Here is a 14,382-nt window from a genome sequence, read left to right as displayed (position 1 = left end):
TTTTACATCACTGCGGGCGAGGAAAACTGCGAAGCTTGGGTGGCTTATGTTGTTGCTAGGGCTTAGAAAACTAAGGTCAGGTTCGCGAGTGCGAGGATCAGACCTCTGTTGTTGAAAACTGACCCCACTAACTAATTCTGCTTTCGCTTCTTTTCTTTCCACTGCTTGCTAGCCAATGCGCGCATATCTTGCACAGGGTCTAACTCATCCACAATCTCTACCCCAAGTAAAGTTTCGATAGCATCTTCTAAAGTCACAATCCCTGCCGTGCTTCCGTATTCGTCCACCACTAAAAATAAATGTTCGCGCTTTTTAATAAATTGATCTAAGGCAGCAGACACGGGAGTGTGTTCGGGTACAACATGAATGGGCTTCATTAACTCATGCATTTTTAAAGTGTCTTTGTCTTCAGAGGAGGCGTGCAGTAAGTCGTACTTATGAAGCAGCCCCGTAATGTTATCTAAATTATCTTTATAAATGGGAATTCTAGAAAAGCGTAGTTTGGCTTCTTTTTTTAATATATTTTCTACTGTTTCTGTTTCTTCAAAACTTTTTAACACGGTTCTTGGAGTCATAATTTCCGAAACCATTACATTGTCTAAACTTAGCAGGTTAGAAATAACCAAGCTTTCTTGGGCTTTAATTTCTCCCTCTTCAGCACTAATGTTTGCAGTGGCAATCATTTCCTCTCGAGTAATAGTGTTTTTATGAGGGTTTAAAAATTTTTGTAGCTTTCCAATAACAAACACCAAAGGAAAGAGTAGGTAAATTAAAGCATTAGTGATGTATGCACAGTAAGGCGCTAGTTTTTTCCACTTAGCAGTACCTAAAGTTTTTGGAATAATTTCTGAAACAAATAAAATAACAAGGGTTAAGGTAATAGAACTAAAAGCAATAACCTCACTGCCAAAAATTTTTAAAACTTGAGCACCTACTCCCACAGCACCAATAGTATTGGCCACCGTGTTTAAAGTTAAAATGGCAGCCAAGGCTTTGTCGGTATTATTTTGCAAATGAACTAAAAGAGGTCCGCTTTTTTTCTTTTCTAAAATAGCAACATTAATGTATGCCGACGATGTAGACAGTAAAACAGATTCTAGAAGGGAGCAGAGAAAAGAAATTCCAATGGATAGCAGAATATAAAATATTAAAAGTTCCATATACTCTCTTTAAGAGATTTCTCCTTGAGGATCGATTTCGGCATCTTCAAAAATTTTACTACCTGTGGCTAATACTTGATTTTGGTACTTGCCCCTGTATGGAAATTGCGTTTTTTGGTCCATATCAAAAAACACCAACTGACAAACTCTTCGCTTGGCTTGTAGTTTAATAGGTACAGAGTTGGCGTTAAATAATTCTAGTGTAATGTGCCCTTCAAACCCCGCATCAATAAGGCCGGCATTTTGTATAAATAAACCCATGCGCCCAATAGAGCTACGCCCCTCCACAAAAGCCGTAATGTCTGCGGGAAGTTTTATACGCTCGAAAGTAGTGGCTAATAAAAAGGATTTAGGAGGAAGAATAATTTCTGATTGACGGTGCTCTTTGTATTTTGCGCCCTTATCTAAAGATAAACATTCGGTAAAGCTGTCATCGAGGCTTAAAAAATGATTACCTAGGCGCAAATCTATAGAGGCTGGCTGTAAAGCATTAGGCCCTAAAGGGTCGACAACAATTTTTTGACTTTTGAGATGAGCCTCAAGAGCTTCATAAGATAGTAGCATATATTACTTTTTCGCCTCTTCGGCGCGTTTTTTTTGGTACTCTTCCATAAGTTTTGCTTGAATATTTTTTGGCGTTTGTGCGTATTTAGAAAACTCCATAGTAAATTCTCCCTTCCCTTGGGTGGCCGACCTTAACTCTGTGGAGTAGCCAAACATTTCTGACAAAGGCACATCGGCTTGAATAACCACAAAAGCATCTTGAGTATTTGTTCCTTGAATCATACCACGGCGTTGGTTAATTTGCCCCATAATATTTCCTTGAAATTCTTCGGGAGCAGAAACCTCTAATTTCATTAAAGGTTCCAGACAAACAGGGCTTGCTTTTTCGTAAGCTTGCCGAAAAGCCGCCATGGCACAAAGGCGAAAGGCCATTTCACTAGAATCAACATCATGGTAAGAACCATCGTTTAACTCTATCTTCACGCCTACAATTTGTGCTCCAATTAAAGTTCCTTTGCTCATCTGCTCTTTAAAGCCTTTTTCACAGGCAGGGATATACTCTCTAGGAACATTCCCTCCCTTAACATTGTTTACAAATTCATAAGTTAAGTCGGGGTTATTAGCGTCTAAGGGGGCAATGTTACCCATTATTTTTGCAAATTGCCCAGCTCCACCAGTTTGTTTTTTATGCGTGTAGTCATACTCTGCCGAGCCACCAATGGTTTCTCTGTAGGCCACTTGCGGTTGTCCAGAAACCACTTCGCAATCAAATTCTCTTTTCATTCTTTCGATATAAACTTCTAAATGCAGTTCTCCCATTCCAGAAACAATAGTTTCGTTAGACTCGGGGTCTCTTTTCACTTGAAAAGTGGGGTCTTCTTTTCTAAATTTTTGTAAAGCTTTAGAAAAGTTATTTTCTCCCGATTTATCTTTAGGGCGAACCGCTAAAGAAATTACAGGTTCTGGCACAAACATAGAGGTCATGGTGTATTGCACTTTGTTGTCGGTAAATGTATCTCCAGAGGCACAATCTACACCAAATAAAGCCACAATATCTCCAGAAAAAGCTTCGGTAATGTCTTCCATTTCTGCCGAATTCATTCTTACAATGCGAGGAATTTTAACTTTTTTATTGTTATCACTAATGTTATGAATAAAGTCGCCCTTTTTTAAAGTGCCTTGATATACGCGCATATAAGTTAGCTGTCCAAAGCGCCCATCTTCTAGTTTAAAGGCTAAAGCCACCAAGGGCTTTTCGTCATCAGTTGCTAAGTCTATCGATTTTTCATTGTCGGATTGATCTAAAGCATCGTTGGTGATTTCTGTGGGATTTGGTAAGTAAGAAGCCACGCCATCTAACAAAGCTTGAACGCCTTTGTTTTTATAAGCCGAACCACAAAACACAGGAGTTAGTTTTAAGCTTAGTGTTCCTTTACGAATAGCCACTTGAATTTCTTCTGCAGTGGGTTCTTCTTCCAATAAAAATTTTTCACCCACAGTGTCGTCAAAATCAGCCACCGCACCCACAAGAATATTGTGGTATTTATCCGCCTCTTCTTTTAGCTCTGCGGGAATGTCTTCGATGCGAATATTTTCTCCGTTGTCACCTTCAAAATATAAGGCCTTCATTTTTACAAGATCCACCACGCCCACTAAGTTTTCTTCTAAACCAATAGGGATTTGTACCATTATGGCATTGTGATTCAGTTTTTCTCTTAAGGCTTCGGCCACGCGAAAGGGGTTAGCTCCCGAGCGATCTAATTTGTTAATAAAAGCTACGCGAGGAACATTGTAGCGACGCATTTGGCGATCCACAGTAATGGATTGCGATTGCACTCCAGACACTCCACATAAAACTAAAATAGCACCATCTAATACTCGCAAAGACCTTTCGACCTCCACAGTAAAATCCACATGGCCAGGGGTATCGATAATATTAATGTTAATATCACTAATGTCATTTTTCCATTGAACATTAGTGGCAGCCGATTGAATGGTAATGCCCCGCTCTTTTTCTAGCTCCATGGAGTCCATTTTTGCACCAACGCCATCTTTTCCACGAACATCATGGATGGCATGAATTCTTCCTGTATAAAATAAAATTCTTTCTGTTAATGTGGTTTTTCCAGAATCAATATGTGCAGATATTCCAATATTTCGGACTTTTTCCACTTCCCATTTTGTAGCCATTACATCTCCTTCCAAATAGTGTAGCTTAATAACAGCCTTCTTTGTATCAAATGGGAGATGATTATCAATAAAAATCTTTCAAAAACCCTAAAATTTTTTTTAAACTCCGCTTAGCTGTATTGACTTTTTTCTTATGGAGGGGCATTTTCAAAAAGCAAGTGACAGAAAAGGTGAATTATGGATACAAAAAAATTAATAAATTTAATAGAAAGTGCTATTGCTGAATCTAAAGTCCAGTTAACTAATTTTCCTGGAGGAGGGGCCCATAATCACTTGGGAGTGATGGTAATTAGTGATAGCTTTGAAAACAAGCCCTTGTTAGAGCAGCACCAAATGGTGATGGACTCTTTAAAAGAGGAGTTAAAAGAGCGATTACACGCAGTGAAAATTAAAACTATTACTAAAAAGCAATTTGATGCTTTGTACGCGTAGGCTGATTAAGGGGCGGGTAGTTTTAAAAAGAAGAAATTGTAAAAAGAAAAAGTTTTAAAAAGAAGAAATTGTAAAGGTAACCTAATAGAGCAGGAGAATTTTATGGAAAAAAATATTCGCAATTTAGTAGAAGAAAACCAAACATTTTTATTTATGAAGGGAGACAAAACCAAGCCCTTATGTGGTTTTTCTGCCCAAGTGGTTAGCGCTTTAAACGCTATTAATGTTCCCTTTGAAAGTTTTAATATTTTAACCGATGGGCAAATGCGCCAAGCAGTAAAAGAATATTCTAACTGGCCCACTTACCCCCAGCTTTACCATAAGGGTAAATTTATTGGTGGGTGCGATATTGTGATGGAAATGCAAGAATCTGGCGATTTGGCCTCGGCACTAAAAACAGCAGAATAAAAGGATTTTTTATGACTAAAAATAAAGACGCACTTTATAACAAATGGGGATTAAGAACTTTTCTATTTTCTTATACCGCGTCCTTACTTTTTATGGCGTACTATAGCTTTATTTATGAAGGCATTGATTTAAAAGAAGTAAAAACAGAAGCGGTTGCTGCAGGGGCGGTAAAAAAGACAACCACAAGCCAAGACTTAACCGACAAAGAAAAAGCGAATTTTTGGGTTAACAGTCCTTCGTGGGCGGCTAAAGGTAAAGCCATTTTTCAAATTAATTGCGTTAGCTGTCATGGCCCCGAAGGAAAAGGGGACGGGCCAGCCGCGGGAGCTTTAAACCCTCCTCCTAGAGATGTAGTAAAAGGAAAATGGACCAAAGGGGGTCGGTCCGATCAACTTTTTAAAACCATTAGCAATGGGATTGCAGGAACTTCTATGGCGGCTTTTGGACATTTATCTAAAGAAGACCGCTGGGCATTGGTACATTTTATTAGGTCTATAACCACAAACAAAGTTAAAGAAGACATTCAAAAATTAAAACAAAAGGTTAGCGCACCTAAGTAAAAACTATAAGGACAAAAATTTTATGAAGAGCTTAATTATTTTCTTTTCGTTGTTTTTTGTTATAAGCAGTTTTGCTTATAATCCTGACGACATTCCTTTGCAGGCAGATAAAGCACCCGCCTATTTAAATGGTGTTGGCGTTAAAGAGCAGTTAGGAAAGTTTATTACTAAAAGCTTAACTTTTTCTAATGACCATAAACAAGTTTTAACTTTAAAAGACTATTTAAATTTTCAAAAACCATTAGTTTTAAATTTAGTTTATTTTCGCTGTCCTAGTTTATGCAATCACACCTTAAATGGACTGGCACAAGCTATTAAAGAAAGTAAATGGAAAATCGGAAAAGATTACCGTGTTTTATCTATTAGTGTGAACCCTCAAGAAGATGTAATTATTGCTGCTTCAAAAAAAGAAATTTATTTAGAGGCTTTTGAGGGGGAAAATAGCAAAAAGGATGTAGAAAATTTTTGGTATTTTTTAACAGGAAAAGCAACAGACATTCGTTTGTTAGCTAAAGATTTGGGCGTTAAATATAGGTATAGCAAAAAGGATAAGCAGTACTTGCACCCCTCTACTTTAATATTTGTTAGTCCTAAAGGAAAAGTAACTCGTTACTTGCATGGCATTCAATTTGTGCCCAAAGATTTTGATTTATCTATTCAAGAAGCTTCCGAGGGGAAAACAGGAAATTTTTTAGACCAAGTTTTGTTTTTTTGTTCTCGATTTGATCCTAAAAAAGGAAAGTACACTATTTATGCTTGGAGGGTAATGCAGGCAGGGGGTATTTTTACCGTTTTTATTATGTTGTTATTTTTATTTCCCATTTGGTTTTCAAAAAAAGATAAATTTAATGTAAGAGATAGGGGTTAAGAGTGTTTAAATTACTGTTTTTAACTATAATTAGTGTGTTTGCAAAAGTGGCGTATGCTAAAAAATCGGTATTTATGCCACCAGAGGCTTCGGTTTATGCTCACGACGCGGATAAACTGTATGCTTTTATTTTAAATGTTAGTGCAGTGTCTTTTGTTTTAATTGTTTTGTGCATTGCTTATTTTGGCTTTAGGTATCGTCGCAAAACGGCTAACGAAAAAACACCACACATGTCGCACAACTTAAAGTTAGAGATAATTTGGACCATCATACCTTCTTTAATTTTCTTTTTCATGTTTGGGTGGGGTTGGAAATTGTGGAACCAAGCACGGCACGCTCCCGCTAAAGCTTTAGAGATTTTTGTAGAGGGGCAAAAATGGTCTTGGGGTTTTCATTATAAAAGTGGGCGTAAGTCGGTTAACGAAGTTTATGTGCCAGTAAATAAACCAGTAAAATTTATTATATCCTCTAAAGATGTTATTCATAGTTTGTTTTTACCAGCATTTAGAAAAAAACAAGATGCCGTTCCGGGAAGATACACTTCGCTATGGATACAGCCTACCAAGAAGGGAGAGTATTATATTTTTTGTGCAGAATTTTGTGGTACAGAACACTCTAGCATGATAGCAAAACTTAAAGTGGTTAGTTTTAAAGACTATGCTAATTGGTTAGCCAACGATCCTTATAAAGAAATGAGTTTGTCTAAAATTGGTAAAAAAGTATTTAACACTTCTTGTGCAGCTTGCCACAATGTTAATGACACAAACAAAGTTGGGCCAGGACTGGGTAATTTGTGGAACTCTAAAAGCATTTTTGAAAACGGGGAAAGTTTGGTAGCTGACGCCACCTATATTAGAGACTCTATTTTAAACCCCAACGCAAAAGTGGTAAAAGGCTTTCCAAAAGGCGTGATGCCCACTTTTAAAGGGCAATTGTCTGAACAGCAAATACGAGGGTTAATAGAATATATTAAAAGTTTAAAGGAGAAATAAATGTCTAACTTAACTGATAAAAATTATCTTAATTGTGAAAAAGGTTTGTGGTCGTGGTTAACCACTTTAGATCACAAGCGCATTGGGGTAATGTATTTAATAAGTATTGTTATATTTGCAACTTTAGGAGCTGTATTTTCTTTACTACTTCGTTATGAATTATTTTCTGCAGGAAAAGATTTTTTAACCGCTCTTCAATATAATAAAGTGATGACCTATCATGGTGCTATTATGACTTTTATGGTTTTAGTGCCAGGCATTCCAGCAGTTTTAGGAAACATTTTGTTGCCACTACAAATAGGGGCAAAAGATGTGGCCTTTCCTCGATTAAATTTATTAAGTTGGTATTGTTTAATGGCGGGGGCTCTCATTGCCATGATTTCTTTATTTACCACAGGGGTGGATACGGGTTGGACTTTTTATGCGCCTTACAGTATTGGATCGGCTCAGTCCGGTACGGTATTTGTTGTGTTGGGAGCTTTTGTTATGGGGCTGGCCTCTATTTTAACGGGATTAAATTTTATCGCTACCATTCATCAACTTCGTGCTAAGGGTATGACTTTTATGAAAATGCCTTTGTTTGTTTGGGGTTTGTATGCCACATCGATTATTCAAATTGTGGCCACTCCCGTAGTAGGCATTACTTTATTACTTTTAGTTGCCGAACGCTTATTGGGGGTAGGTATTTTTGATCCTAAGTTAGGAGGAGACCCTATTTTATTTCAACATTTTTTTTGGTTTTATTCTCACCCCGTAGTGTACTTAATGGTTCTTCCGGGAATGGGAGTAATTAGTGAAGTGGTATCCACCTTTTCTAAAAAAGTAATTTTTGGATACAAAGCCATTGTTTATGCCAGTGTAGCTATTGCAGGGGTTGGCTTTTTAGTTTGGGGACATCATATGTTTGTTAGTGGGCAATCCGATTGGGCAGGGGTATTGTTTTCTTTTATTACTATGTTTGTAGGAATTCCCACAGCGGTAAAAATTTTTAATTGGATGACAACTTTATATAAAGGTTCCATTGAATTTAGAACGCCGTTACTATTTGCTTTAGGTTTTTTATTTGTTTTTGCCATTGGTGGTTTAACGGGTTTGTTTTTAGCCACACTAAGTACGGATATGCATTTTCATGATACCTATTTTGTTGTGTCGCATTTTCATTACACTATGGTGGGAGGGGCAGTGATGGCCACTTTTGCCGGGTTATTTTATTGGTGGCCTAAAATTTGTGGAAGAATGTATCACGAACTTTCTGGGCAAATAGGTTTTGCTTTTGTCTTTATTGGTTTTAATGTTACCTTTTTCCCTCAGTTTATTTTAGGAGCTATGGGAATGCCTAGACGATACTTTGATTATTTGCCAGAGTTTGAACACCTTCATGCCGTGTCCACTGTGGGAAGCACTATTGTGAATATTGGTATGGTTATTGTATTTGTCACTTTGTATCGGGCTTGGAAAAATGGAGAAGTTGCTGGAGACAATCCTTGGGGAGGAACAACCCTAGAGTGGCAAACTACCTCTCCACCTCCACACGAAAACTTTACTAAAGAAATGGAAGTTTCAGGAGGGCCTTATGACCGCCCATAAGCATGCACATCACTTTAAAGATGCTGACCACGAATTTTCTGCTAGTAAAATGGGAGTGTGGTTATTTTTATGTACAGAAATAGTAATGTTTGGCGTGTTGTTTGTGGCGTATTTTTTATACCATCACCAATACCCAGCCACTTTTGCTGAAGGGGCAACATTTTTAGACTGGCGAATGGGCGCACTAAATACCGTAGTTTTACTATTAAGTTCGTTTACCATGGCTATAAGTATTCATTTTTGCCAAAAAAATGATTCAAAAAAAGCGGTGCTAAACTTAGCACTCACTTTGGTTTTGGCTGCGGTGTTTATGGTAGTAAAGTACCTCGAATATAGTCATAAGTTTCATTTAGGTTTGTACCCAGGTCAGTTTTTTTCTTACCAAGGGGCAGAGTCGGCAAACTTAGCTTTGTATTTTTCTTTTTACTTTTTAATGACAGGGCTGCACGGTTTACACATTTTAATTGGAATGGGAGTGATTACTTGGGTTTTAATAAGGGCTAGGCGAGGGGATTTTAATTCTAAATATTATACTCCCGTAGAAGGAGTCGGTTTGTTTTGGCATGTTATTGACCTAATTTGGATTTTTTTATTTCCCTTATTATATTTGGTAGGTTAATTTCGCAAAACAGTATATTTATAAAAAGGATAACTTATGGACTTACATCACATTACCCCGATTAAAACTTATGTTAAAGTTTTAGGTTTATTATTATTTTTAACTTTTGTTACTGTCATTGTGGCAAAGCCTGTTTCGGGTTTTGACTTAGGTTTTTTAAACGGGTTTATGGCTTTTTTAATTGCTACAGTTAAGGCCACTGCAGTGGGATTAATTTTTATGGGGCTAAAGCATGAAACAAAGGTTAATAAACGGTATTTTATTTCGGCAATTTTAGTTTTATTTGTTTTGTTTGCTTACGTAGCTTTTGACATTGCCACTCGCGTGGTAGAAGTAAACCCATTATAGGTTTTTTTAAGGATATAAAATTTTTTGTACTGTGGATTTATTTTTTTCTATAAAATAGCCATAGTAACTTACTCTCATTGGGCGATTTAATTTTTTAGTTTGTTTTGCTCTTTTTTGAACGCTTCCCAGTGTGTATAGGGTTCCTATTAGGCCAAAGCTATTAGAAATATCTAAACCCTGTTTTTTGTAAACATTTTGTATATGTAATAAGTAGCCAGTGGCGTAATACAAAGCGCTTTTTATATTTAAAAGTTTTTTTTGCAAAACTTTTTTAGATACAGGTTTACGATGATCTAATTTAGATAACAAGTTTTCTGAAATTCGCACAGCCAAAGCACTTACTTGTAATGGGCCTACGCTAGAAGTTATTTCTATATTCCAAGAGGCAAGTATATTTTGAAGTACATCATAAAGGCCAAATATTAAACTTTGTTCTGCTAAAAAAATACTAGCAATTAAAGTAGGCTGCACTTTGTATTTATGTCCCAAATATAAAATCCAGGCTTTATGTTTTTGAATTAAAAATAAAGCCTCTTTATTAACAGGTCTGGATAATTTATCACAATTTTCAGTATCTAAGCGACACACCTGATCTATGGAGGGTTGTTGAGCGGGAATTAAATAACTAAAATCCACCTTTTTAACAGCAGCACTCCCCTTAAAAGGAATAAAAAGCCAAAAAAATAAGCAGAGTAAAAGTTTCATACTTTTGTAAAGCAAATTACAGGCCAACTTTTAATTACACTGCATAGAAAAAAAAGTATTGATGTCCTTAATTTGTTCTAGGCAAACTTCGTGAGCCATGGGGTAAGAAGTAAATTGCGGTTTGTAATTTAACTGTTCTATTTTGACACAAGTTTCTTTAGCCAGCTTTATGGGAATGATAGTATCTTGAGTTCCGTGCATAAAACAGATGGATGGTGTTTTTGCAGTGGAGGGTTTTAGTAAATCCACATCGGGGTGGTAGGTAGATAAAGCGAGTACACTTTTTACAGAGTGCGCAAGCACGCCGCTTAAGGCAGTATGAAGGGCCACCACACCTCCCTGCGAAAAGCCTGCTAAAATAATATGATCTTCATTGGTGGCACTGCTTACCTCTTTATCTATAAAACCTTTAACATAAAGGCTAGAATTTTTTAAATCCTCTAGGTTAATATTTTTTGTATTGTCTAAGTTATAAATGTCATACCACGAAGGCATAATGGCAAAGCCGTTAATGCTTACCTTTTGTTCAGAAGCGTTTGGAAAAATAAATTTTGTATGTGGTTTATTTTTAAATTTTAGTCGCGGGGCTAAGTTAAAAAAATCATTAGCATTAGCTCCTAAACCATGTAGCCAAATTACAGTATATTTATGCTCTGCCTGAGGTTGTATAATTAATGGAGAGGGGTAGTGGGTCATATTTAAAAATAAAGTTAAGTTTTCTCAAAATGACACAGCTTTCTACTTTAGTCTAGGTAAAAACAACCGAAAGGTACTGCAACAGGAGGCATTAATGATTAAAAATAAAAGCATGGCACTGGTTATTGCTATGGCAGCACTTACTTTTTTTTCATTTTCTGCTGTTGCCGGCAGCAAGGCTAAAGATGTTGAATTATTTAGCGAAGTGGCTCAAGAAATTGAAGAACTTAAGCAAGAGTTGGCTCAAGAGGAAAAAGATAGAGACGAAGAAATTAAAGCTTACAAACAATTATTGGTTAAAAATAAACAAAGGAAAAGGCGAAAGCGAAAATCTGTTCGCAGAGGTATTGCTAGTCAGTAATTATGGCGGAGAGAGGGGGATTCGAACCCCCGGAACCCGTTAAGGCTCGTCGGTTTTCAAGACCGGTGCTTTCAACCACTCAGCCACCTCTCCACTAGAAATCCTAGCGGAGTACTATTATAAAGGCAAAGAAAAATTTATGGATTGCTTATGTGGGTCATGCCACCCATGTAATTAATAAGTGCTGATGGAATTTTTATGCTTCCGTCTTCTTGTTGATAGTTTTCTAAAATCGCAAGAAGAGTTCGTCCAATGGCTAGGCCTGATCCGTTTAAGGTGTGAACAAACTCAAGCTTTCCTCCTTGGGCTCTGCGAAAGCGAATGCTGGCACGACGAGCTTGAAAATCTCCAAAGTTAGAGCAAGAACTAATTTCTCTATATTGTTTTTGTCCAGGTAACCACACCTCTAGGTCAAAACATTTTTTTGCAGAAAAACTAGTGTCGCCTGTGCAAAGCAATACTTTTCTATAAGGAAGTTCTAGTCTTTTTAAAATATTTTCTGCATGTGCAGTTAGTTTTTCATGGGCTTGTAGGGAGTTTTCGGGTTTTACAAAACTAACTAGTTCGACTTTATTAAACTGGTGCTGCCTTATTAAACCTTTTGTGTCTTTACCATAAGACCCAGCTTCGGAGCGAAAACAAGGGCTATAGGCTACAAAAGAAAGGGGAAGGTCTTGCTCTTTTAAAACTTCTTTTGCATAAAAGTTAGTAACAGGAACCTCTGCGGTGGGCACTAATTTTAAATCTTGCCCAACTATACTAAAAACATCTTCGGTAAATTTTGGAAACTGGCCTGTGCCGATTAGGCTATTACTATTTACTAAAAAAGGAGGAATAAGTTCTTTATAGCCATGTTCTTTGCTATGTATGTCCATCATAAAATTAATAAGTGCTCGTTCTAGTTTTGCTCCGGCGCCTTTTAAAAAAACAAAACGAGAGCCGGTAACTTTTGCAGCTCTGTCAAAATCTAAAATATCTAACTCTTCTCCTAAGTTCCAGTGCTCTTTTGAAGAAAAAGAAAATTGAGGAATAGTTCCATAAGTGGATACTTCTTTGTTTTGCTCTTCTCCCTTTCCTTTGGGAACACTATCATCGCACAAATTAGGAAGGCTTAGGCTTAAGGAAGTAAATTCTTCTTGCAAGGAGGCCAGCTCGGTTTCGTAAGAATGAATTTCTGCTTTTATGCTTTGTAATTTTTTTAGCAAAACATCTTTTTCTTTTGCGGTTACTTTTCTAAGTTCTGCGGACTGAGTTTTTTGTAAAGACTTTTTAGTATCAACAGTAAAAATAAGCTGCTTTCGCCGTTCGTTTAGCTTTAGTAAATTATCAAATTCTTGAACAGAAAAATTTCTATTTTTTAAATTAGCTTCGTACTTTTTAATATTTTGATCTTTTTCGTTATTTTCAAAAAGTTTTAAATCTAGCATAGGTCTCTTTTTTACAATTTTTTTATTTTAAGAATGTATAGTTTAGTTTGTCAAAGTGTTTTGCAAAAAGGCTTTTGTTACACATTACCTGCAACATTAGCGTAGTGATACAAAAAAAAGAGAGAAATAATAGTAAGGCCTAGGGCAATAAAAAATACAGAGGGCGTTAAGGTTTTTATAATATAAAACACAAGGTAAAAGCACAGGCAAAATACAAATAGCCAAGATAAAAGTTGGTAGTGCAAAAAAAGCTCTAAAACCGTGGCCGCTAAAAAAGCAATGCTGGTTGCAAATAAAAACTTTAAAACTCCAATGGCAGAGCGAAACAGTAATAACATAATCACCTACATCTGTAATCGGTTTTTGATTGTTTGTCTATCTTCTGCACTAGGGTTTAGTAAAAAATATTGCGAGTAAGCACGACGCGCCAAGTTTAGCTCACCGCTGGATTCGTATATAGCGCCAAGTTCTTTGTAAATTTCGGGCAATCCAGATTCTATTTTTCTAGCACGATCTAGCATAATCTTAGCTGTATCTAACGAGCTCATTAACCGATAGCATTTGGCCATTTGGATATAAACATAAGCAGAAGCGCCTCTAATTTTAATGGCTTTTTGATATTCTTGTACGCAGGCTAAGTAGTTTTTTTCTGAAACATAAATTTCTGCAAGCAATATGCTGGGGTCTGCTAAGTTAGGGTTATTGACTTTTTCTAATTGCAAATGTTTTTTAGCTTCTTTTAATTGAGAGGCAAGAAAATAAGTTTTACCAATATAAAAATGCACCAAAGGGTATTTTTTATTAATGGTTAAAATACCAAAAAGCTGTTTAATGGCTTTTTTATACTTTTTTCTTTGTAAATATAACTTGGCTAAAGCAAATAAAGATTCTGGGTCTGAGGGGTTAGATAAAGCGGCAGTAACTAATAATTCTTCGGCCTCTTGCAATTGTCCGTCTTGAATGTTGACTTTGGCTAACTCTAAATAGGCTTTTTTAAAATGAGGATTAAGTTTAAGTGCTTGGTAAAAATTATTTTTTGCTTGAGAGTAACGGTTGTATCCAGCCAAAGCTTCGGCTTTTAAAAAATAATAAAAACTAGATTGCGGGTAATTATTAATTAGCTTATTTACATAACTAAGGGCTGCAGAAATGCCACGCACCTCTGTCAAACTATGAACATATATTTCTTGAGCAGGGTTATAGTAAGGGTTAAGTTCAAGAACTTGTTCGCTAACTTTTAAAGAGGCGCTTATTTGTTTTTGTGCAAAGTAGGATTTTGCTAAAAGAACAAGACTTTCTTTATCGCCAGGGTAAAGTTGCAAGGCTTTTTTTGCAAAGGAAACAGCCTCTTTGGTATTAGATTTTTTAAATTCCAAATACGCAGAGGCGCGGTAAATTTCATAAGCTCGAGGGCTTTGTTTATGGGCAGATTTTAAAATTCGCGCGGCGGTATCGTACTCATATCTGTGAGTATAATATTGCGACAGCAAAATATAGGCGTGAATAAATTTTGGTTGAACCTTAA

The 14,382-nt window shown here is 36.5% G+C and carries 17 protein-coding genes and 1 tRNA gene; 9 read left to right on the top strand and 9 right to left on the bottom strand.

Annotated elements, in window-relative coordinates:
* Window positions 1-131: 131 nt before the first annotated feature.
* The 3 genes from HAW63_00125 to HAW63_00115 are packed head-to-tail and all read right to left on the bottom strand — an operon-like array spanning window position 132 to window position 3,854.
* Complete coding sequence (locus tag HAW63_00125; GenBank protein MBE8162381.1) at window positions 132-1,160, bottom strand: HlyC/CorC family transporter; 1,029 nt, start codon at window positions 1,158-1,160, stop codon at window positions 132-134.
* 9 nt (window positions 1,161-1,169) lie between these two features.
* Window positions 1,170-1,724: a dCTP deaminase gene (gene dcd, locus HAW63_00120; protein ID MBE8162380.1), complete on the bottom strand. Its 555-nt coding sequence runs from the start codon at window positions 1,722-1,724 to the stop codon at window positions 1,170-1,172.
* Window positions 1,725-1,727: 3 nt separating this feature from the next.
* On the bottom strand, window positions 1,728-3,854 hold the full coding sequence (locus HAW63_00115) for an elongation factor G (GenBank protein MBE8162379.1): 2,127 nt from the start codon (window positions 3,852-3,854) through the stop codon (window positions 1,728-1,730).
* Between the two features lie 177 nt (window positions 3,855-4,031).
* On the opposite strand from HAW63_00115, the gene HAW63_00110 reads away from it, so the two are divergent.
* From HAW63_00110 to HAW63_00075, 8 genes are all read left to right on the top strand, one after another.
* Window positions 4,032-4,286, top strand: coding sequence for a BolA family transcriptional regulator (locus HAW63_00110; protein ID MBE8162378.1), 255 nt, complete (start codon window positions 4,032-4,034; stop codon window positions 4,284-4,286).
* Window positions 4,287-4,388: 102 nt separating this feature from the next.
* Window positions 4,389-4,694 carry a Grx4 family monothiol glutaredoxin gene (gene grxD / locus HAW63_00105; protein ID MBE8162377.1) on the top strand — a complete coding sequence of 102 codons (306 nt, stop codon included), beginning with the start codon at window positions 4,389-4,391 and terminating at the stop codon, window positions 4,692-4,694.
* A gap of 11 nt (window positions 4,695-4,705) precedes the next feature.
* Complete coding sequence (locus HAW63_00100) at window positions 4,706-5,254, top strand: cytochrome c (GenBank protein ID MBE8162376.1); 549 nt, start codon at window positions 4,706-4,708, stop codon at window positions 5,252-5,254.
* Between the two features lie 22 nt (window positions 5,255-5,276).
* Window positions 5,277-6,122, top strand: coding sequence for an SCO family protein (locus HAW63_00095; protein ID MBE8162375.1), 846 nt, complete (start codon window positions 5,277-5,279; stop codon window positions 6,120-6,122).
* A 2-nt stretch (window positions 6,123-6,124) separates the two neighbouring features.
* Window positions 6,125-7,114 carry a cytochrome c oxidase subunit II gene (gene coxB, locus HAW63_00090; protein ID MBE8162374.1) on the top strand — a complete coding sequence of 330 codons (990 nt, stop codon included), beginning with the start codon at window positions 6,125-6,127 and terminating at the stop codon, window positions 7,112-7,114.
* Window positions 7,115-8,701 (top strand): cytochrome c oxidase subunit I, encoded by a 1,587-nt coding sequence (gene ctaD, locus HAW63_00085; GenBank protein MBE8162373.1) that lies wholly within the window; start codon window positions 7,115-7,117, stop codon window positions 8,699-8,701.
* A complete protein-coding gene (locus HAW63_00080) occupies window positions 8,688-9,320 on the top strand; it encodes a cytochrome c oxidase subunit 3 family protein (GenBank protein MBE8162372.1) in 633 nt (210 codons plus the stop codon). The genes ctaD and HAW63_00080 overlap by 14 nt, the downstream gene beginning before the upstream one ends.
* Window positions 9,321-9,356: 36 nt before the next feature.
* On the top strand, window positions 9,357-9,668 hold the full coding sequence (locus HAW63_00075) for a hypothetical protein (GenBank protein ID MBE8162371.1): 312 nt from the start codon (window positions 9,357-9,359) through the stop codon (window positions 9,666-9,668).
* Window positions 9,669-9,674: 6 nt separating this feature from the next.
* Here the strand turns inward: HAW63_00075 and HAW63_00070 are convergent, their stop codons facing one another.
* Both HAW63_00070 and HAW63_00065 read right to left on the bottom strand, forming a co-directional pair.
* Window positions 9,675-10,373 (bottom strand): DUF1402 family protein, encoded by a 699-nt coding sequence (locus HAW63_00070; protein MBE8162370.1) that lies wholly within the window; start codon window positions 10,371-10,373, stop codon window positions 9,675-9,677.
* Window positions 10,374-10,403: 30 nt separating this feature from the next.
* Complete coding sequence (locus HAW63_00065) at window positions 10,404-11,069, bottom strand: carboxylesterase (protein MBE8162369.1); 666 nt, start codon at window positions 11,067-11,069, stop codon at window positions 10,404-10,406.
* Between the two features lie 94 nt (window positions 11,070-11,163).
* Between HAW63_00065 and HAW63_00060 the strand changes: the two genes are divergently transcribed.
* Window positions 11,164-11,430, top strand: coding sequence for a hypothetical protein (locus tag HAW63_00060; GenBank protein ID MBE8162368.1), 267 nt, complete (start codon window positions 11,164-11,166; stop codon window positions 11,428-11,430).
* A 3-nt stretch (window positions 11,431-11,433) separates the two neighbouring features.
* Here the strand turns inward: HAW63_00060 and HAW63_00055 are convergent.
* From HAW63_00055 to HAW63_00040, 4 genes are all read right to left on the bottom strand, one after another.
* Window positions 11,434-11,523, bottom strand: a tRNA-Ser gene (locus tag HAW63_00055).
* A 44-nt stretch (window positions 11,524-11,567) separates the two neighbouring features.
* Complete coding sequence (gene serS, locus HAW63_00050) at window positions 11,568-12,857, bottom strand: serine--tRNA ligase (protein MBE8162367.1); 1,290 nt, start codon at window positions 12,855-12,857, stop codon at window positions 11,568-11,570.
* 77 nt (window positions 12,858-12,934) lie between these two features.
* Entirely contained in the window at window positions 12,935-13,195 is a 261-nt protein-coding gene (locus HAW63_00045) for a hypothetical protein (GenBank protein MBE8162366.1), read from the bottom strand.
* A gap of 6 nt (window positions 13,196-13,201) precedes the next feature.
* A partial coding sequence (locus HAW63_00040; GenBank protein MBE8162365.1) for a tetratricopeptide repeat protein occupies window positions 13,202-14,382 on the bottom strand: 1,181 nt, incomplete at its 5' end.

The sequence above is a fragment of the Pseudobdellovibrionaceae bacterium genome (assembly GCA_015163855.1).
Classification (GTDB): Bacteria; Bdellovibrionota; Bdellovibrionia; order Bdellovibrionales; family UBA1609; genus JAAOIH01.
Note: the sequence above shows the minus strand (reverse complement) of the source record. Positions and strands in the feature narration are given on the sequence as shown.

What these genes read in the sequence shown, in the direction of transcription:
- HAW63_00095 (MBE8162375.1), top strand. Translation starts at nt 5,277, where the DNA reads ATGAAGAGCTTAATTATTTTCTTTTCGTTGTTTTTTGTTATAAGCAGT.
- ctaD (MBE8162373.1), top strand. Translation starts at nt 7,115, where the DNA reads ATGTCTAACTTAACTGATAAAAATTATCTTAATTGTGAAAAAGGTTTG.
- HAW63_00080 (MBE8162372.1), top strand. Translation starts at nt 8,688, where the DNA reads ATGACCGCCCATAAGCATGCACATCACTTTAAAGATGCTGACCACGAA.
- grxD (MBE8162377.1), top strand. Translation starts at nt 4,389, where the DNA reads ATGGAAAAAAATATTCGCAATTTAGTAGAAGAAAACCAAACATTTTTA.
- HAW63_00100 (MBE8162376.1), top strand. Translation starts at nt 4,706, where the DNA reads ATGACTAAAAATAAAGACGCACTTTATAACAAATGGGGATTAAGAACT.
- HAW63_00110 (MBE8162378.1), top strand. Translation starts at nt 4,032, where the DNA reads ATGGATACAAAAAAATTAATAAATTTAATAGAAAGTGCTATTGCTGAA.
- dcd (MBE8162380.1), bottom strand. Translation starts at nt 1,724, where the DNA reads ATGCTACTATCTTATGAAGCTCTTGAGGCTCATCTCAAAAGTCAAAAA.
- HAW63_00060 (MBE8162368.1), top strand. Translation starts at nt 11,164, where the DNA reads ATGATTAAAAATAAAAGCATGGCACTGGTTATTGCTATGGCAGCACTT.
- HAW63_00070 (MBE8162370.1), bottom strand. Translation starts at nt 10,373, where the DNA reads ATGAAACTTTTACTCTGCTTATTTTTTTGGCTTTTTATTCCTTTTAAG.
- serS (MBE8162367.1), bottom strand. Translation starts at nt 12,857, where the DNA reads ATGCTAGATTTAAAACTTTTTGAAAATAACGAAAAAGATCAAAATATT.
- HAW63_00065 (MBE8162369.1), bottom strand. Translation starts at nt 11,069, where the DNA reads ATGACCCACTACCCCTCTCCATTAATTATACAACCTCAGGCAGAGCAT.
- HAW63_00125 (MBE8162381.1), bottom strand. Translation starts at nt 1,160, where the DNA reads ATGGAACTTTTAATATTTTATATTCTGCTATCCATTGGAATTTCTTTT.
- HAW63_00075 (MBE8162371.1), top strand. Translation starts at nt 9,357, where the DNA reads ATGGACTTACATCACATTACCCCGATTAAAACTTATGTTAAAGTTTTA.
- HAW63_00115 (MBE8162379.1), bottom strand. Translation starts at nt 3,854, where the DNA reads ATGGCTACAAAATGGGAAGTGGAAAAAGTCCGAAATATTGGAATATCT.
- HAW63_00045 (MBE8162366.1), bottom strand. Translation starts at nt 13,195, where the DNA reads ATGTTATTACTGTTTCGCTCTGCCATTGGAGTTTTAAAGTTTTTATTT.